Here is an 18623-nt window from a genome sequence, read left to right as displayed (position 1 = left end):
CGTCCGCCCTTGACAGAAAGGCCAGTGTAATTCGATAATTCCATATAGTCAAATTAAGTTCCAAATAATGGAACAGTTAAGTCGGGAGGCGACGGTGACCATGATGGCAGCACAATTTCCCGAGTTCAAAGACCGCGCCGTGCTGGTCACCGGCGGCGGATCGGGCATCGGTGCTGCGATCGTCGAAGGTTTCGCACGCCAGGGCGCCAAGGTCTCGTTCATCGATATCGCCGAGGCCGCAGGCCGCGAGCTTGCCGAAAGGCTGTCGCGGGAGACGGCGCATCCGGTCTCCTTTCACCATGCCGACCTGCGCGACATCGAGGCGATCCGGCGCACGGTCGATACCGTCGTTGCGAGTTCGGGGCCAATCCGCGTGCTGGTCAACAATGCCGCCTGGGACGACCGCCATGAATTCGACGCGGTGACAGAGGCCTATTGGGACAACAACCAGGCGGTCAACCTCAAGCATGTGTTCTTCACCTCGCAGGCAGTCGTGCCGTCGATGCGGACGGCCGGCGGCGGGGCGATCATCAATATGTCGTCGATCGCCTTCAAGCTGAACATGGGCGGCTTTCCCGCCTATGCGGCAGCCAAGGCGGCGGTCGTCGGGCTGACGAAGAGCCTGGCGGGCAGGCTCGGGCCGGAGAACATCCGGGTCAACTGCATCCTGCCCGGCATGGTGGTCACCGAGCGGCAGATGCAGCACTGGCTCACCGAGGAGAGCATTGCGCGCTCGGTCGAGGACCAGTGCCTGAAGGTCGCGCTCAAACCCGATGCGATCGTCGGTCCCTGCCTGTTTCTTGCATCCGACTGTGCGGCGGCGATGACCGCCCAGTCCCTGATTGTCGATGGAGGCGTTCTGTAATGACAAATCCCGCTTATGTCGCGGTGGACTGGGGCACCAGCAGCTTTCGGCTGTGGCTGATCGGCAGGGACGGCACCGTCCTTGCCGAACGCCGCAGCGGCGAAGGCATGACGAGCGCGGCAAAGGCCGGCTTTTCCGCCGTGCTTGCCGGCCATCTCACCGCGATCGAGGCGCCGGAAAACCTGCCGGTGATCGTCTGCGGCATGGCCGGCGCCAGGCAGGGCTGGGTCGAGGCCGGTTATATCGATGTGCCGGCGCCGCTCGCCTCGATCCTGACCGGGGCGGTCTCCGTGCCCGGCGAAAGCCGCGACATCCGCATCCTGCCGGGCCTTGCCCAGCGGGACATGGCGAGGCCCGACGTCATGCGCGGCGAGGAAACCCAGCTTCTCGGCGCGCTCGGCCGCGCAAGCTCGGGCGCGCAGGCGGTCTGCATGCCCGGCACGCATTCGAAATGGGTGCATGTGACGGACGGCAAGGTGACCGGCTTTTCGACCTTCATGACCGGCGAGCTTTTCGACGTCATCAGCAAACACACGATCCTTTCGCATGCCGTTGCCGGTGCGGAAGAGCAGCCGGCAGACGCGGACGCCTTCGCGGCCGCCGTCTCGGCCGCCTTTGCGCGGCCGGCCCTTGCCTCCAACCTGCTGTTCACCGCCCGCTCGGGCCAACTCCTGCACGGCATATCCGCCGCCGCCGCGCAAGCCCGGCTTTCCGGTACGCTGATCGGCCTCGAAATCGCCGGGGCGCTGCAGGATGCGGCAAACGGCACCGACATTACCCTTGTCGCCTCCGGGCGGCTGCAGGCGCTCTACGAACAGGCCTTCAAAACCCTCTCCCTTGCCTTCACCGCCATCGACGCCGACGCCGCCGTACGCCGCGGGCTTTCGGCTGCCGCCGAAGCCATCTGGCCGAACTGAGAAAGCTGACACGATGAACCGTATCCCCTTCCCCGATATGAAGCACCCGCTGATCGCCATCCTTCGCGGCATCCGGCCCGACGAGACCGAAAGCGTCGTCGGCGCTCTGATCGAAAATGGCCTGACGGCGATCGAGATCCCGCTCAACTCGCCGGAACCGTTCAAATCCATCGAGATCGCCGCGAAGATGGCGCCGGCCGAAGTGCTGATCGGCGCCGGCACGGTGCTGAGCGTCGAGGCGGTCGACAGCCTGCATGCGGCCGGCGGCAAGCTGCTGGTCACGCCGAATGTCGAGCCAGAGGTGATCATCCGGGCGCGCGAATACGGCATGGTGACGATGCCGGGCGTCTTCACGCCGACCGAGGCGCTGGCGGCTGCGCGCGCCGGCGCCACCGGGCTCAAATTCTTTCCGGCGAGCGTGCTCGGCCCTTCCGGCATCACGGCGATCCGGGCAATCCTGCCGCCGGAGCTGATGATTGCCGCCGTCGGCGGTGTCTCGGACAAGAATTTCGGCGATTATACCAAGGCCGGCATCTTTGCCTTCGGCCTCGGCACCAGCATCTACAAGCCAGGAATGACCGCGTCAGAGGTTGCCGAGCGCGCCAAGGCGACCATTTACGCCTATGATGCAGCCATTGGGAGCGTGAACGTATGACCGATATTTATGAGTTCGAGGGCAAAACACTTTGCAATACCAATTCTGTTCTCGGTGAAGGCCCGACCTATGATCCTGATAGTAATACCGTCTGGTGGTTCAACATCCTCGGCAAGGAACTGCACGAGCTCAATCTTTCGACGGCTGCGAAAAAGGTGCATCCGCTGCCTGTGATGGCAAGCGTGCTTGCCCGCATCGACGCCGGGCGGCAGCTGATCGCGACGGAAGAAGGGCTTTTCGTTCGCGATGTGGCAAGCGGCAACCTCACCTTCTACGCCGCGCTCGAAAACGACAGGCCGGAAAACCGCTCGAACGACGGCCGCACGCATCCTTCGGGTGCGCTTTGGATCGGCACGATGAGCAAGCGGGCGGAAAACCAGGCCGGCGCCATCTACCATGTCGCCAGCGGCAAGGTGACGAAGATCTTCAATGGCATCAGCATCCCGAATTCGATCTGCTTCTCGCCTGACGGCACGGTCGGCTATTATACGGATTCTCGCATCAACCGGCTGATGCGCGTCATGGTCGATCCGTTGACCGGCCTCCCCTCGGGCGAGCCGATCGTGCTCGTCGACAGCATGGACGACCCCGGCAGCATCGACGGCTCGGTGGTCGATGCCGACGGCTATCTGTGGAATGCGCGCTGGGGCGCCGGCGTCGTCGACCGCTACAGTCCGGACGGCCTGCGCATCTCGCGCTACAAGGTTCCTGCCGTCCAGCCCTCCTGCCCTGCCTTCATCGGCGTCAATGCCGACCGCCTGGCGGTGACGACCGCCTGGGAAGGGCTCGACGAGGATGCGCGGTCGGCGCAGCCCAGTGCCGGCGCGCTGCTGGAACTCGGCATCGACGTCAAAGGCGTGTTCGATCCCGTCTATGTAATCTGATTTTTGCTTGTCATCGGTGATCAGAGGCGCTCCCCCACCGGGGCGCCTTTTCTCGGTTCAGCGACTGCCCTTCGATAAATGTTCCGTGAAAATCGAGAAATTTTCCGTGTTTTCAACCGGAACCAATCGCGCCACCAGCCATTTTCCTTTCGAACCGACGCGGCAAAGAGACCTGAGAAACAGGTGTTGCCGGGTCAGCGATTACTCTAGGGAAAAACGAAGGTAGGTTCGAAATGACACGCAAACTCTTGACGACCGTTGCCGCTGGCGCCCTGTTTGCCACGGCTTTCGCACCGGCGGCATTCTCGCAAACGGCGCCGCAGCCGGCGGATCCCGCCGCGCCGACGCAGGCAGCTCCTGCCGATCCGGCAGCACCGAAGCCGATGACGCCTGATGTCACCAAGCCCGCTGGCGATGCCGCACAGGCTCCGGCCGCAGAACCGACGGCAGATACGGCTCAGGCCAGCTATCTGACGGAACAGTCTCCGGACCAGGTCAGCGCCAACACCTATATTGGCCAGTCGGTCTATAACGGCAACAATGAAAGCATCGGCAGCGTCAACGACCTAATTCTGAAGAAGGATGGCGGCATGGTTGCCGCAATCGTTGGCGTCGGCGGCTTCCTCGGAATCGGCGAAAAGAACGTCGCCGTGCCAATGGAAAAGATCACCGTCGCGCAGAACACCCAGGACGGCAGCGTCAAGCTGACGACCAGCGAAACGGCTGAATCGCTGAAGGCCGCACCTGAGTTCAAGACGCTGGCAATGCAGTCGGCCGAAAAGGCTCCGGCTGCGACCGGTACCGATACCACAGCAACCGGCTCGACCACGCCTAAGTAAAATCCGTGCGCGGTAGTATAGCCTAGGCGATGGCGCTCCCAGGGGCGCCATCGTTTTATGCGCTGGCACGCTCCGCCATGGTCGGATCGTAATAGTTTTCGTGCAGGAAACGCAGCGTGGCGATACCGTCGGCCGGACGGCCGAAGTGATAGCCCTGGCCCATGCCGCAGCCGAGCGTGCGCAATTTTACCGCCTCGGCATAATCTTCGATGCCTTCCGCTACGACTTCCAGCTCCAAGCCCTCGCACATGGTAAGGATCGCCTTGATGATGTGTTCGGAGGCGCGATCGGAATTGATGCGCGAGACGAAGGCGCGGTCGATCTTGATCTTGTCGAAGATGAAGTCGCGCAGGCGCCCAAGGCTCGATTGACCGGTGCCGAAATCGTCGAGCGAGATGCGCACACCGGCGGCGCGCAAATCGGCGATGATGCGGTGAGCGGTATCGGCCGAACTCATCACCGCCGTCTCGGTGATTTCCAGCTCCAGGCGATGCGGATCAAAGCCGACGCGCCCGAGGATCGACAAGACGCTGCTGCTCGTGCCCGGATCCATCAGCTGGGCCGAGGAAAGATTGAAGGACAGGAAGAGTTCGCGCGGCCAGGAAAGCGCTGCTTCGGCGGCCTTGCGCAACAGCGCCTCCGACAGCGCATCGATGAAGCCGCGCTCCTCGGCGAGCGGCACGAAGACGCCGGGCGACACGAAGCCGAGATCGGGATCGTTCCAGCGGGCGAGCGCCTCGAAGCCGACGACCTGGTTGTTGGACAGCGAAACGATCGGCTGGAAATGCACGTCGATCGCGTCGGAGATGATGGCGTTTCTAAGCGCCTGCTCCAGCTGCGTCGCGCGCTTCATCTCCTGGGCGATTTCGCGCGAATAGACGGTGATCTGGCCGCGGCCGCGGCGCTTGGAACGGTAGAGGGCGGTTTCGGCGCTTTTCAGCAGTTCCTCGCAATCCTCTCCGGCGAAGGGATAGATGGAAAAGCCGAGGGAGGCGGAAAGACGGACGTTGCGATCGCCGAGGTCATAAGGGGCCGACAGCACTTCGCGGATCATCTGGCCGAATTTCTCGGCACTCGCCCGCTCGAAGATCAACGGCAGTACGAAGGCGAATTCGTCGCCATCGTGGCGGGTGACCAGCGCGCCATCAGGAATGCAGGCCCTGAGACGATGGGCGACCTGGCAGAGGATTTCATCGCCGGCTGTCGAGCCGAACAGATCGTTGATCGGCTTGAAGCTGTCGAGGTTGACGATGCCGATGGTGAAGGGGGCCGGATCGCTGGCGCGCTCAGCGGAGATCTGCAAGACCTTGTCCCGCATGCGATTGCGGTTGCCCAATCCCGTCAACGGATCGGTATAGGCCATCGCCTGAAGCTCATTCTGACCGACGGTCAAGAAAGCTATGTCCGCCGATTTCATCATCCAAACCCGAGCTTTCCTCCGGAGCCATGCAGAAGAATGACCGGCAGGTCTTAACAATTCGATAGTAAATCAGCGACATAACCGCTTGAACCTCCCCAAAATCTAGGGAGTTGACGGGTATTTTGGCGCCTGCACACGTTTGCGCGACATGCTTCAGTTTCGCGCCCGCATGACCTCATTCATTAGGTATTTCTGAAATATAGTCTCCAGCATGTCAGGGCTGACGGGTTTCATGATGACGTCATCCATGCCTGATTTGACGCATTCGGCGCGGTCGCGCTCGAAGGCCTGGGTGAGCACGCCGATGATCGGGGTGCGGATGCCGCCGCCGGTTTCCTCCATCTGCCGGATGAGGCGCGCGGCCTCGAAGCCGTTGAAGCCCGGCAGGGAAATATCCATCAGCACGATCTGCGGCCGGTGCTCGGCCCAGAGGCGCACGGCCTCGTCGCCGGTCGCCGCAAGCATGTGGCGGTAGCCGAGACCTTCGAGGATCTGCGAAAAGACGATCTGATTGATATCGTTGTCTTCGGCGACGAGAACCTGCAGACCGATCGTATCGTCGGAAATGCTGATTTCCCAATCCGCATCCGAACCGGCGGCGCTGCGGCTGTTGCGATTGAAATGGCGGGCGATCTGGAAGGTGAGCTCGTTGGCGATCTGGAAACCGTCCATGACGAGCGCCGGGATGCCGTATTGCTCGGCAAGCTCGAGGCAACGCATGCCCATCTGGTTGTCGATGATCAGAAGATCGAGCGAGATGCCGGAGGAGGTGGCGATTTCCAGGAACCGCTCCTCTTCGTCCTCGCCGCGGACCGCGCAGGATTCGAAGCCGTATTTCGTCAGCGTCCGCAGCGCGGCGGTCTCGGCGGCGAGGTCGGCCGTGACGACGAGGACTTTGCGGCCGGAGAAATTCTCCGGAACGATCGCTTCCATCGCCGCCGGCTCGCGCCGTGCGATGGCGCTTGGCACCGGCACATAGGCCCGGCGATAGCTTTGATTGCTGGAGGCGGTGATCGCGGATGCTTGGCCGAACTCGTCGAGATCGGCGCCGTCGCGTGGCAGGTCCTGCATGGTCGATACCAGGAAATAGCGGCCAGGCTTGCCGATGCGGTGCTTGCGGCTGACGATATCGCGCTCGATGCCGTCGCGGGAGATCTGCCGCTGGCGGGAGACGGACATCTCGCCGGTCTCCAGCACATGGCGGTCGCTTTCCTCGAAGCGCTTGGCGATCTCTTCTGAAAAAAGATCACTGCTCTTGCGCCCGAGCACCTCGTCGGCGCTCGTCTGATATTTCTCGCAGAAGGCGAGATTCACCGCGACATAGGTGAGGTTGCGATCCTTGACGAACAGCGGGAACGGCAGATTGTCGAGAATGTCCTCGGTGAGCTGCACCCGCTCCAGATCGGAGCGCCACTGCTCTTCGCGCTTCTTGTTCTCGGAAATGTCGGAGATGATGCTGACGCCGTAACCGCCCGGCAGCCTGCGCTTGACGAAGCGAACCCAGCGGTCGGCGCCGTGGCGCTCGACGGCGTCGAAGCGTTCACGCCAATGCGAGGCGATTTTCTGCGACAGCCAGTCCTCGCGGCTCGGCGAGCCGCCCTGCCTGACATCATACTGCTGGCGAATGCCCGTGTCGTACATCGCACCGAGGAAATCGCGAAGCCGCGTGCCCGGCTTCAGCATCTCGGCAGGCAGCGGAAAGAATTCGAGTATCTGGCGGCTTGCGAAGATCAGATGATCGTTTTTGTCGTAGATGATGAAAGCTGCCGAAAGGCTGTCGCACACCACATCGAAAAGCGCCGTCTGCAGATCGGCCTCGGCGGGAGCCCCATCGATTTCTGATGATGTGTCCGCCTTTTCGAAGCCGGCACTCATTCTATTGCGTCCCACATCTGTTCGATTTCGCAGCTTCCGGAGGTATGTGATTAGAAATGCCATTTTTATGTTAAAACCGGCTTAACATTACCTATTCCCAAATTTGGGGGATCCCCGGATCACGTTTCGGGAAAGCCTGTCGAAACCCCTTCCCTCCGGCCCGCGAATCCCCGAAAATAGCCCATGGCCATCAGACAGCTTTCCGAAACGCTCATCAACCAGATCGCCGCCGGCGAAGTCATCGAACGGCCGGCGAGCGCTGCCAAGGAACTGATCGAAAACGCGCTCGACGCGGGCGCGACGCGCATCGAAATCGCCACATCAGGCGGCGGCAAGGCGCTGCTGCGCGTCAGCGACAACGGCTCGGGCATGGACGCGGTCGATCTGGAACTGGCGGTCAGGCGCCACTGCACCTCGAAGATCTCGGAGACGCTCGAGGATATCCGCACGCTCGGCTTCCGCGGCGAGGCGCTGCCCTCGATCGGCTCGGTCGCCAGGCTCAGCATCGCAAGCCGCAGACGCGACAGCGCCGGCGGCCACGAGATCGCCGTTGCCGGCGGCAAGATCGCGCATCTGCGCCCGGCCGCCGCCAATCCCGGGACGATCGTCGAAGTGCGCGACCTGTTCTTCGCCACACCCGCCCGGCTCAAATTCCTGAAGACGGAAAAGGCCGAGGCCGGCGCCATCACCGAAATCGTCAAGCGCATGGCGATCGCCTTTCCCGCCGTGCGCTTCGTGCTGTCGGGCTCAGACCGCACGACGCTGGAATTTCCGGCGACCGGTGACGACCATCTGGCGCGCATGGCGCAGGTGCTCGGCAAGGAGTTCCGCGACAATGCCATTGCGCTCGACGCAATGCGCGAAGAGATCGCGCTTACCGGCTTTGCCGGCGTGCCGACCTTCAATCGCGGCAACTCCGCCCATCAATATGCCTTCGTCAACGGCCGGCCGGTGCAGGACAAGCTGATCCTCTCGGCGATCCGCGGCGCCTATGCCGAGACGATCCCATCCGGACGCTATCCGGTGGCAGTGCTGTCGATCGCGCTCGATCCCGCTCTCGTCGACGTCAACGTGCATCCGGCAAAATCCGACGTGCGGTTCCGCGATCCTGGCCTGGTGCGCGGCCTGATCGTCGGCGCCATCCGCGAGGCCTTGGCGCGCGACGGCAGCCGGGCGGCAACGACCGGCGCGAGCGACATGCTGCGCTCCTTCCGACCCGGCTTCCAGCCGAATAGCCAGCGGCCGCAGACGGCATGGTCGGCCGAAACGTCGCCCTCCCGGCCGTATCAGCCGACAACGGGTTTCGGCGAGCGGCCACAGGCGTCCTTCGACGGACTTTCGATGCCGACGGCGCGGGCCGAGCCGCAGTTTTCGCCGCAGCCGGCAGCCGCCGAACCGACCGCGCGGTATCCGCTCGGCGCGGCGCGGGCGCAGATCCACGCAAACTACATCGTCGCCCAGACCGAGGACGGGCTCGTCATCGTCGACCAGCATGCAGCACACGAGCGGCTGGTCTTCGAGGCGATGCGCAAGGCGCTGCATTCGAAGCGGCTGGCCTCGCAGGTGCTGCTCATCCCCGAGATCGTCGACATTCCGGAAGAGGATTGCGACCGGCTGATGCAGCATGCGGCCGAACTTTCCGAACTCGGCCTGGCGATCGAGCGTTTCGGCCCAGGCGCGATTGCCGTGCGCGAGACGCCGGCGATGCTCGGCGAGGTCGATGCGCATGGGCTGATCCGCCAGCTGGCCGACGAGATCGCCGAGTGGGACACGGCATCGGGCCTATCGGCCAAGCTCGAATATGTGGCAGCAACCATGGCCTGCCACGGGTCGGTGCGCTCCGGACGGCGGCTGCGGCCGGAGGAAATGAACGCGCTGCTGCGGGAAATGGAAGTGACGCCCGGCTCCGGCCAGTGCAATCACGGCCGGCCGACCTATATCGAATTGAAGCTCAGCGATATCGAGCGGCTTTTCGGCAGAAGCTAAAAAAGCTGGAAAAGCAAGCCTTTCGGGAGTATGGCAAACAGATGACAGACTGCAGGGAACGGAGCGCATGAATTTGTTCGAAGGGCACGGAAACCGCGAGGCGAAGATCCGGTATCTCGATGGCGATTTCCAGATTCTCTCGCCCGGCTCCTATGTCGTCTGCGCGATGACGGGGAAACAGATCCCGCTCGACGAATTACGCTACTGGAGCGTCGCCCGGCAGGAACCCTATGCCGACGTGATCTCGGCCATCGATGCCGACAAACGCGCCGGTGTGCTGCCGAACCAGCGGCGCTAGAACAGGATGTCGTCCGAAAACCGCTCACACTTTTCGGCCTCATGCTCTGAGCGCCGCCCCCTCACCATCGATAACGATCAGCCAAGGCTTTGTTGAAGACGTGCCGGCCGTCCTGATTGAAGATTGAAATCTGGGCACACACGTCCGACCCGCCCACGAAGGACGGGCCGTTTGCGTGATCCGATCCCACCGGGGCAACGGTTCACTTGAATTTCGCCATATTCTCTGGCGTCACCAGCGCAGCGCCGGAATCGATCAAAGACTCAACCTTCTCTCCGCGAATCGATTTTACCAGCGCATCCACACCGAGTTCTGCCATCTTGGTGGGGAACTGCGCCACCGACGCATCCTCGACTCCACTCTTCAGCGCTTCCTCTTCGCCGCAGCAGAAGTCGAAACCGACCAGCACAATCTTGTCATTGGCAGTGCCAGCGTTCTTGATTGCGCGCGCCGCGCCAGCAGCGGGCGGGCCGCAAGCGGCATAAATGGCCTTGAGGTCTGGGTTCTTCGTCAGCAGATCCTCGGCGACACTGATCCCGAGCTCCTCGGTGCAGTTTGTTGCGCCTTTCCCGACGATCTTGACATCAAGTCCCTTCAGCCCTTCAAGCATTCCCGTCACACGGTCATCAAGCGCTGGCACACCGGGCACGCCCTCGAGAATCCCGAGCGTATCGCCGGCATGAAGAACAGTCTTGAGATATTCCCCTGCGATTTTGCCCGCGGCGAAATTATCGGTCGTGGCAAGCGCCGTCCTGCCTTTCCAATCCGGAATATTGTTATCCATCAGTACGACCTTGATACCGGCCGCCACCGCCTTGTCCAGCGCAGTGGACACGGTGGGATCGACGGGCGTGAGGGCAATACCCTGCACGCCTCGTGTCATCATGGACTCGATCTGTGCAATCTGGCCCTCGATGTCGGTTGCGGACGTACCCTGCCCGTAGATGATCTCGACGCCGGGATTTCTCTTCGCATAATCTTTGGCGGCGTTCTCCATTGTTGCGAAGAACGGTACAGGGAATTTGGTTATAAAGCCGAGCTTGACCGGCTCCTGCGCCAGGGCCGGGACTACAGCGACGGCCAGGAGCGCAAGAGCTCCCAGCAGGGATTGCGGTTTCATGATAGACCTCCCATGTTTCGACCGCCCTCCTCTAGAGCGATCTCGTTGTCCGCTGCCCCAACGAAGCAGCGATCTCCCTTAAGCCTCGGCGCCGACAATCATCGCGACAAGGTCCTGCTTGTTCGCTTCAGTCGGCTTCAGTTCACCCACCTTGCGCCCCTGCCGCAGCACAACCGCCCGATCGGCGATTTCGACGACATGCTCCATATTGTGCGTGATGATGATCACGGCATTGCCGTCGGCCTTGAGCTGATGGATAAGGTCAAGAACCTGGCGAGACTCGCGAAGCCCGAGGGCGGCCGTTGGTTCGTCAAGGACCACCAGCTTGCGCGCAAAAACAATGGCGCGTGCGACGGCGATCGCCTGTCGCTGTCCCCCAGACATCAGCGCGACCGGCGCGTCGAATCTCGGCAGCTTAACCTTCAAGCGATCGATGACACTTGCTGCCTCCCGCTTCATCGCGCCCGTGTTGAGGAAGCGGAGCGGACGCGGCAGCCAGGAGGGGAAAGAGATTTCTCGTCCGCAATAGAAATTCTGTACCGGGGTCAGGTTGTCGAAAAGCGCCAGATCCTGATAGACGGTTTCAATACCGGCGCGGCGGGCGGCCGCCGTTGAATGGAGCGATACGGGCGCACCATCCACGAGGATCTCTCCTTCGTCGAGGCTATGAAGCCCGCTAATGCATTTGACGAGCGTCGACTTGCCGGCGCCGTTGTCACCCAAGAGAGCGGTTACCTCACCTACATAGGCATCAAAGCTTACATTTTTCAGGGCATGGATGGCGCCAAAGCGCTTCTGGGCGTTTCGAACCGAAAGTGCCGGTGTGGTGGATGCAGGGTTCATTGCACTCTCGCCGATTGAAGCACACGCGCGCGCGCCTCAAGATGGTTACGAAGCACGTCAGCCTCTACGGCGATGACGATGACGAGCCCAATCGCGATCATTTGAAAGAACACGTCGACGCCGAGAAGGTTAAGGGCGTTGCGGATGACGCCGATCAGCACGGCGCCAATCAGGGCGTGGCCGAGATGGCCTCGTCCGCCAAGGAAGCTGGCGCCCCCGATAATCACCGCAGCAATCGTGTCGAGTTCCAAAAGATTGCCGTAGATTGGCGAGGCGGCGGCGGTCCGTCCTGCGAGCAGCACCGCGCCGACACCTGCACAAAAGCCGCAAATAATGTAGGTTGCGAGCAGAACGCCCTTTACCGGGATACCCATGCTTCTGGCGGCATTCGGCGCGCCGCCGACCGCATAAATCCATCGGCCAAAGACCATCGACTTCGTCAGGATCAGAAAAAGAAGCCCGAACATCGCAACGGCAAAGAAGGAATTGGGCACACCAAGCGTCGTACCGCCGCCGATTGCAGTCACTGCATCGGGCATCCCGCGCATGGTGGTGTGGCCGGGCGCCAATGCAAGTGCCAGGCCGCGGCAGATACTCAAGGTCGCAAGTGTAATGATAAAGGGGTGTGGCAGCCGGCCATAGACAAAGACCAGGCCGTTGACCGCACCGATAGCTGCGCCGGCAAGCAGCATGGCCATAATGACGACGATCGAGGAATCAACCTGCTGGTAGACAAGTCCGCCGATGACTGTTGCTAGTGCAAGATTCGAGCCTACAGACAGGTCGATGCCGCGCGTCAGGATAACGAGTTGCTGCCCCATTGCTACAACAGCAATCACTGCTGTCTGCGCCAGGATGTTCCCCAGGTTAATCGGCTTTAGAAAAGCCGGCGTGATCAAACTGACGACGGCGATGAGCATAATCAGGATCAATAGAGGGCCGAGGCTCAATAGCTTCAGTCCGAATGTGATGCCGGATTGTCTTGGCTGGAAGGTTGCATCTTGCGAACCACCAGGCCGGGACGAATTCTGAGGCAGAATCCCGGAGTCTTCCAAATTCCCCTAGCCTCCCTCGTTTTTTATACATAAGAAACATATGATACACGTGCGTCAAATTGTTTTTTATGGATATCTAATCATACCTGGGGTTGCGCGATGAGAACGGATACGACTTTCAAGCGGGCATTCAATGATATGATCGATATCATTCGGACTCTCGATCTTGGGGCGGAATTGCCGTCCGAAAATGCACTGCGCACCCAGCTTGGCGTGAGCAGAACAACGGTGCGGAAGGTGCTGGCGGGGATGTCCGCACGTGGGATCATCATATCTGAAGCGCACAGGCGGATCATACGTGAGCAGCCACGGCAGAAAGAGCGCTATCCGCAGGAAGAGACCTTGGCAATTTCGGAACAGGTCGAGACGAGCTTCATGGAATGGATGCTGCGCGGTGATGCCTGTCCGGGCACGGAAATCAATGAGGCGGAATTAGCTCGGAAATTCGGCGTCGCGACAACGATTGTCCGTGAGTTTCTCAATCGATTTCAGAAATATGGGCTGATCGAGAAGCGTCAGAATGCAGGCTGGGTTTTTAAAGGGTTCACAGCCAGTTTCGCACTCGAACTGTTTGAGATCAGAGAGATGTTCGAAATGCGCTCCGCACGGCTTTTCGCTGCCCTGCCCGACGGGTCGCCCGTCTGGAAACAGATCCAATCTATGCGGGCGGCACATTTGGAACTGCTCGCGGACATCGATGCTCGGTTTCAGGATTTCTCGGAGCTGGACAGCCGTTTCCACCGGCTGATTACCGCAGTCGCGCCAAACCGCTTTATCGAAAGCTTCCAAGACGTGATAACCATGGTTTTCCACTATCACTATCAGTGGAACAAGCGTGATGAACGCGCGCGGAATGAGGTCGCCATCAGGGAGCATCTCGCCCTGATCGAAGCTCTCGAAAGCCGCAATATCGCCCTGATCGATCGCGCATGCCGGTTGCATCTGACTTCCGCCCGCGAGACTTTGCTTCACTCGATCGCGTCATAGCGTTGCATGTACAGATGTGCGCAGAACGAGGCATTTTGCAGCAGCCTGCTAGAGCCTTTCCGGGTTTGATTGAAGCATTCTGCCGGAGCAGGTTTTCGTCAGGGCAGAGGCGATTGGCGAAGGGCATACCCCTTGGTACGTCCGAGCCGATCGCCTTTGATCCTGGCGGGAAGATGCCCGGCCCTTCGGGTTGGCTGAAACGGGCCGGCTGATCGACCGGCCGGCTTGGCCGTAGAGCCGGGCTACGACACGCGCCGGCCGGTCGACCATCCGACTCCGTTTGAGCCAACAGAATGCTTCAATCTAACCCGGAAAGGCTCTACAGCGGTTCAGCCTTTGCTGGAATCGCTTTAACCCCGGCCTTCATCTCCCGCAGCCGCCGTTCGCGGCAAGCGGCGATCGCCCGGTCGATGATGAGGCTGGTGGCGAGGTGATCCTCGAAGACCATGTCGACCTCGATCACCTGGCTCTTTTCGACGAGCCGCGCCGCCTTGCCGTGATGGCCGGAGAGGCGGACGAAATCCTTGGAGGTGGTGACGATCAGGAGACCTTGACGCTCGGCGGTCGTCAGGATGTCGTCGATCTCCTCCTCGGTCAGATGCTCGTGGTCGCCGAAGGACTTGGCGACGACGATCTCGGCGCCGCGGGATTCAACGGTGCGAAAGAATTTGGCGGGATCGGCGATGCCGGCGAAGGCGAGCACCTTCGTGCCGGCCAGCGTATTGTCGCCGCGGACTTTCAGCGATGCGGTGAAATAGGGCTTTGCCGCGCGCGCCGCCATGCGGACGATCCTGTCGGCGGCATTGCCGCCACCGACCTTCAGCAAAGCGGTCGCAGAACGCAGCTGCTGGCGGATCGGCGCGCGGACCGGGCCACCCGGAACGATATGACCGTTGCCGAGGCCACGCGTCGCGTCGATGACGAGCAGGGCATAGTCGATCGCCAGCCGGGCACTCTGGAAACCGTCATCCATGATGATGAGATCGGCGCCCTCCGCCACCAGGCGCTGAGCCCCTTCAACGCGCCGGCGGGAAATCACCGTCAGCGCTTCCTGGGCAAGCAGCAAGGGCTCGTCGCCGACGGCAATCGCGCGGTGATGATCGGGGTCGACGACGGTCGTCACATCGAGCGAGCCGCCGTAACCCCTGCTGAGAAAGCCGGGCTTCAGCCCTTTCGCCTTGGCGGCGCGAGCGATCGTCAGCGCCGTCGGCGTCTTGCCGGCGCCGCCGACGGTGAAATTGCCGACGCAGATGACCGGAATGGGAACGGAGGCGCGGCGCGCATGGGCCATGCGGTGGCCGGCGATACGGCCATAGAGAAATGAAAGCGGCAGCAGCAGCCAGGCCCGCCAATCGGCTTTCCTCCACCAGAACGGTGGCGCTTCGGATATCATCTTGCCGTCCCGCTCCCCTGCCCGGCCACAGAATTTTCGTTTCCCGGCCGGATTGAGAAGCCAAAACCTGAAAAAATGCAAGCCCTTACCCGTCAGGCCGGCTGCAGGTCCGGTAGCAGGGTCTCGATGGCGGTGATATCGTCGAGCACATGATCGGCCGCGGCGGCAAGCGTCTCCCGCGAACCGGTGCCGGTCAGCACCGCGATCCTCAGGCCGGTGCCGGCATTCAGACCCATGTGCAGATCGTGGTTGTTGTCGCCGACCATGGCGACCTCTTCAGGCGAAAGACCGGTCGCAGCGCAGAAGCCGAGCACCATGCCCGGCTCCGGCTTGACACCGAAACCGCTGTCATAGCCGGCGATGTAATCGATATAGCGGGCAAAACCGAAGCGTTCCGCCGTCTGGCGGATCGACCGCTCATTGTCGCTGGAGGCGACACCGAGCTTGAAGCCGCGCCGATGCAGCCGCGCGAAGAAGCCGGCGAGGTCGGTCACCGGCACGGAAAATTCGGCAGCACTGGAAAACAGATCGTCGAGGCGGATCGTCAGTTCGCCGACATCGACCATCGAGCCCGCGGCAACGAGACCCTCGGCGATCTGGCGGGTATTGCCGGCGGCAAGCAGGCTGTCGGGAACGATATGGCCGTTCACCGGATCCATGCCGCAGGCCGAAAGCAGCCGGTTGGCGAGAAGCTCATCCCCTTTGGCGGCGATGCGGGCAAGCTCGCGATTGACCGGTAGCCAGCTCTCGTCATAATCGAGCAGCGTGCCGTCCTTGTCGAAGAGAATGCCTTTGATAGGGGACGCTGCCGACATCTTCGCTCCTCAGACCTGGGCCACGGCCTTGGGCAGCAGCCGCGCCTTCACCGTCAGCGGATTGATATAGGGTTCCAGCCCCTTTACCGTCGCCGTCAGCGCGCCGCGCATCTCGTGCACGGCGGTGATGCCGGCCTCGATCATGTTGCGGCGGGCCTCGTCGTTGATCAGCAGATAATGCACGCCCTTGGCCAGCATTTCGGTATCGCGCACCATGCGGGCGCTGCCGCTGCGGGCAAGCTTCTGATAGGCATCGCGGAAATTCTGCACATGGCCGCCGGAGAGAATGGCGCAGCCGAGCATGGCGGGCTCCAGCGGGTTCTGGCCGCCTTCGGCAAAGAGCGAACGGCCGACGAAGGCGATTTCCGTCAGGCGGAGATAAAGGCCCATTTCGCCGATTGTATCACCGAGGAAGATATCGACATCGGCCGACAAGACATCGTCGCGGGTGCGGCGGGCGACCTTCAGCCCCTGCTTGACGAGCGCTGCCTCGATCTCGTCGCTGCGCTCGGGATGGCGCGGCACGATGATCGTCAATTGATGGTCACGCTCCCTGAGTGCGCGGTGAACGATGGCGGCGGCATTCTCCTCGCCGTCGAAGGTCGAGATCGCCGCCCAGGTCTTGCGCTCGCCGATCTGCTTCTTGTAGCGGGCGAAGACAGCGCTGTCGTAAGGCGGCGCGTCGGTATCGACCTTCAGATTGCCCGAGGTGATGACGGGGACGGCGCCGAGATCGCGGAAACGCTCGGCATCGACATCCGACTGGGCGATGACGAGGGCAAGATTCTCGAACAAGGCTTCGGCGATCGCCGGGCGGCGGCGCCAGCGGGCAAAGGAGCGGTCCGACATGCGGGCATTGATCAGGATCTGCGGAATGCGGCGGCGGCCGAGCTCCAGAACCGTTGCCGGCCAGATCTCGGATTCGGCGATGATGGCGCAATCGGGCTGCCAGTAATCGAGGAAGCGGCTGACGGAGGGTTTCAGGTCGAGCGGCACATATTGATGGATCGCTTCCTGGCCGAGGCGCTCGGCGGCGAGCTTGGCCGAGGTGATGGTGCCGGTCGTCAGGATGACATGAATGTCGCGGCGGCGGATTTCGCGGATCAGCGGGATGACGGCGTTGGTTTCACCGACGCTTGCGGCATGGAACCAGATAAGCGGGCCCTGCGGCCGGTTGGCGCTCGGATAGCCGAAGCGTTCCAGGCGGCGAGCCCGGTCTTCCTTGCCCTTGGCCGTGCGGTAAGTGATATAGAGGCCGACGACTGGAGAGGCCACGGTTCCCGCCAGACGGTATGCGCTCAGACTGAACCGCGCCATCCGGGAACTCATCGCGCCAGCCTCCGATCAAAACCGATCGACATCAAACCCATTCCCTAATTATCGTTGCGGCCGCAATGGCCGATTAATTTGTTCAGAATGCGTCAAACAATCCGGATCGACGGGCGCGCGCCATCCAGCAAAGCCCCGCTCGACGAGCGGCCGGCCGGCGGCACTTGCTAAGCTCAGCCCTTGGGCTTTTCCTGCGGATCGAGCAAACGATGCATGTGGACGATGAAGTAGCGCATATGCGCATTGTCGACCGTCTGCTGCGCCTTCGACTTCCAGGCCGTCAGCGCCGTGGCATAATCCGGGAAAATGCCGACGATATCGAGACCCTGCAGGTCACGGAACTGGACGTCATCGAGGCTTTCCAGTTCGCCGCCAAAAACGAGATGCAGAAGCTGCTTCTTGTCACCGGAATCAGTCATTTTTTCTTCTCTTTCTGCCTATTCTCCTCCGCCACCCATCTGCGGGATTTTGACGGAAACGTCAACTGTCTCGTCGTCCCGCAAAGGCCGTGAGGAATTCCTCGAGGCGGGGCGTTGGCGCCGCGCAGAGGACCTTGTGGGTGACCTCAGTGCGGTTGTAGACGATCGGCCTGCCTTCGACATCGACGAGGCGGCCGCCGGCGCAGGTAAGGATCAGATCGGCAGCCGCAAGGTCCCAATCATGTGAATTGCCCTTGACGAAGGTGCCTTCGAGACGACCGTCCGCCACCATGGCGATGCGATAGGCGAGCGAGGGAATGTATTTCTCGCGCGTCACCCGGTAGCGGAACTCCGGCGGAAAGGTCTTCAGCAGGTCGTCGCCGATCGCAAGGCGGCTCATCTCTTCCGGTCCGGCCGCCGAGACGGTGAAGGGGACGCCGTTCTTCAGCGCCACGCCGCCCTCGACCGCCTCATAGAGCTCTTCGAGCGCCGGGGCATAGAGCACACCGGCGACCGGTCGGCCGCGATGAACCACCGCGACGCTGACGCACCAGACCTTCTGCCCGCCGAGGAAGGCGCGCGTCCCGTCGATCGGATCGATGATGAACAGCGTCTCGCGCGAGAGACGGTCGGCATCGTCGTCGGTTTCTTCCGACAGCCAGCCATAATCCGGCCGGGCCTTGCGCAGGATGGTCTCGAGCGTCTTGTTGGCGGCGAAATCGGCGGCGCTGACGGGAGACCGGTCCTCGTTCTTCCACCAGACCTCGGGAGACTGGTTGAAGAAGCCGAAAGCGACGGCGCCCGCCTCTCTCGCAGCATCGGCGATCAGCGTGAGATCGCTCTGCCAGCGGGCTTTCTCCATGTCGCTCATCAGATCAATCCATTTCTGAACTACAGTTGGAGCATGATGTCGTCCGAAAACC

General features: G+C 61.8%; 18 protein-coding genes. 8 read left to right on the top strand and 10 right to left on the bottom strand.

Annotation, left to right across the window (positions count from 1 at the left end; genetic code table 11):
- Positions 1-100: 100 nt before the first annotated feature.
- The 5 genes from OLZ32_RS09875 to OLZ32_RS09855 all read left to right on the top strand — a co-directional run bounded on the left by OLZ32_RS09875 (position 101) and on the right by OLZ32_RS09855 (position 4160).
- The gene (locus OLZ32_RS09875) at positions 101-865 is read left to right on the top strand and encodes an SDR family NAD(P)-dependent oxidoreductase (protein ID WP_406647980.1); all 765 of its coding nucleotides are present in this window, start codon (positions 101-103) and stop codon (positions 863-865) included.
- Positions 865-1782 carry a 2-dehydro-3-deoxygalactonokinase gene (locus tag OLZ32_RS09870; RefSeq protein WP_264420788.1) on the top strand — a complete coding sequence of 306 codons (918 nt, stop codon included), beginning with the start codon at positions 865-867 and terminating at the stop codon, positions 1780-1782. The genes OLZ32_RS09875 and OLZ32_RS09870 overlap by 1 nt, the downstream gene beginning before the upstream one ends.
- Before the next feature lie 13 nt (positions 1783-1795).
- The gene (locus OLZ32_RS09865; RefSeq protein WP_264420786.1) at positions 1796-2437 is read left to right on the top strand and encodes a 2-dehydro-3-deoxy-6-phosphogalactonate aldolase; all 642 of its coding nucleotides are present in this window, start codon (positions 1796-1798) and stop codon (positions 2435-2437) included.
- Positions 2434-3321, top strand: a complete 888-nt coding sequence (locus OLZ32_RS09860) for an SMP-30/gluconolactonase/LRE family protein (RefSeq protein ID WP_003545839.1) — start codon at positions 2434-2436, stop codon at positions 3319-3321. Before OLZ32_RS09865 ends, OLZ32_RS09860 begins: the two co-directional genes overlap by 4 nt.
- A gap of 233 nt (positions 3322-3554) precedes the next feature.
- Positions 3555-4160: a PRC-barrel domain-containing protein gene (locus OLZ32_RS09855; protein WP_003545837.1), complete on the top strand. Its 606-nt coding sequence runs from the start codon at positions 3555-3557 to the stop codon at positions 4158-4160.
- A gap of 55 nt (positions 4161-4215) precedes the next feature.
- Here OLZ32_RS09855 and OLZ32_RS09850 read toward each other — a convergent pair whose 3' ends face one another.
- Positions 4216-5580, bottom strand: a complete 1365-nt coding sequence (locus OLZ32_RS09850) for a putative bifunctional diguanylate cyclase/phosphodiesterase (RefSeq protein ID WP_003545835.1) — start codon at positions 5578-5580, stop codon at positions 4216-4218.
- Positions 5581-5733: 153 nt separating this feature from the next.
- A complete protein-coding gene (locus tag OLZ32_RS09845; protein ID WP_264420783.1) occupies positions 5734-7455 on the bottom strand; it encodes a response regulator in 1722 nt (573 codons plus the stop codon).
- A 183-nt stretch (positions 7456-7638) separates the two neighbouring features.
- Here OLZ32_RS09845 and mutL point away from each other — a divergent pair, with 183 nt between their 5' ends.
- Together mutL and OLZ32_RS09835 are read left to right on the top strand one after the other, a co-directional pair.
- On the top strand, positions 7639-9441 hold the full coding sequence (gene mutL / locus OLZ32_RS09840; protein ID WP_264397024.1) for a DNA mismatch repair endonuclease MutL: 1803 nt from the start codon (positions 7639-7641) through the stop codon (positions 9439-9441).
- 67 nt (positions 9442-9508) lie between these two features.
- Complete coding sequence (locus OLZ32_RS09835) at positions 9509-9739, top strand: DUF2093 domain-containing protein (RefSeq protein ID WP_003545832.1); 231 nt, start codon at positions 9509-9511, stop codon at positions 9737-9739.
- Positions 9740-9941: 202 nt separating this feature from the next.
- On the opposite strand, the gene OLZ32_RS09830 is transcribed toward OLZ32_RS09835, so the two are convergent.
- The 3 genes from OLZ32_RS09830 to OLZ32_RS09820 form a co-directional block, all read right to left on the bottom strand.
- A complete protein-coding gene (locus OLZ32_RS09830) occupies positions 9942-10859 on the bottom strand; it encodes a sugar ABC transporter substrate-binding protein (protein WP_003545831.1) in 918 nt (305 codons plus the stop codon).
- Between the two features lie 78 nt (positions 10860-10937).
- Positions 10938-11702 carry an ATP-binding cassette domain-containing protein gene (locus OLZ32_RS09825; protein ID WP_003545829.1) on the bottom strand — a complete coding sequence of 255 codons (765 nt, stop codon included), beginning with the start codon at positions 11700-11702 and terminating at the stop codon, positions 10938-10940.
- Entirely contained in the window at positions 11699-12757 is a 1059-nt protein-coding gene (locus tag OLZ32_RS09820) for an ABC transporter permease (protein ID WP_264397021.1), read from the bottom strand. Before OLZ32_RS09820 ends, OLZ32_RS09825 begins: the two co-directional genes overlap by 4 nt.
- A gap of 99 nt (positions 12758-12856) precedes the next feature.
- Here OLZ32_RS09820 and OLZ32_RS09815 point away from each other — a divergent pair, with 99 nt between their 5' ends.
- Positions 12857-13744, top strand: coding sequence for a GntR family transcriptional regulator (locus OLZ32_RS09815; RefSeq protein WP_003545827.1), 888 nt, complete (start codon positions 12857-12859; stop codon positions 13742-13744).
- 319 nt (positions 13745-14063) lie between these two features.
- Here the strand turns inward: OLZ32_RS09815 and lpxK are convergent, their stop codons facing one another.
- From lpxK to OLZ32_RS09790, 5 genes are all read right to left on the bottom strand, one after another.
- Entirely contained in the window at positions 14064-15137 is a 1074-nt protein-coding gene (gene lpxK / locus OLZ32_RS09810; RefSeq protein WP_264420780.1) for a tetraacyldisaccharide 4'-kinase, read from the bottom strand.
- A gap of 92 nt (positions 15138-15229) precedes the next feature.
- Positions 15230-15952, bottom strand: a complete 723-nt coding sequence (locus OLZ32_RS09805; RefSeq protein WP_003545823.1) for an HAD family hydrolase — start codon at positions 15950-15952, stop codon at positions 15230-15232.
- A gap of 9 nt (positions 15953-15961) precedes the next feature.
- Entirely contained in the window at positions 15962-17281 is a 1320-nt protein-coding gene (gene waaA, locus OLZ32_RS09800) for a lipid IV(A) 3-deoxy-D-manno-octulosonic acid transferase (protein ID WP_264420778.1), read from the bottom strand.
- 173 nt (positions 17282-17454) lie between these two features.
- Entirely contained in the window at positions 17455-17700 is a 246-nt protein-coding gene (locus OLZ32_RS09795) for a DUF4170 domain-containing protein (RefSeq protein ID WP_003545820.1), read from the bottom strand.
- Positions 17701-17761: 61 nt separating this feature from the next.
- Positions 17762-18571 (bottom strand): 3'(2'),5'-bisphosphate nucleotidase CysQ, encoded by an 810-nt coding sequence (locus tag OLZ32_RS09790; RefSeq protein ID WP_264420776.1) that lies wholly within the window; start codon positions 18569-18571, stop codon positions 17762-17764.
- Positions 18572-18623 lie beyond the last annotated feature (52 nt).

Source organism: Rhizobium acaciae (assembly GCF_025941625.1).
Taxonomy (GTDB): Bacteria; Pseudomonadota; Alphaproteobacteria; order Rhizobiales; family Rhizobiaceae; genus Rhizobium; species Rhizobium acaciae.
Note: the sequence above shows the minus strand (reverse complement) of the source record. Positions and strands in the feature narration are given on the sequence as shown.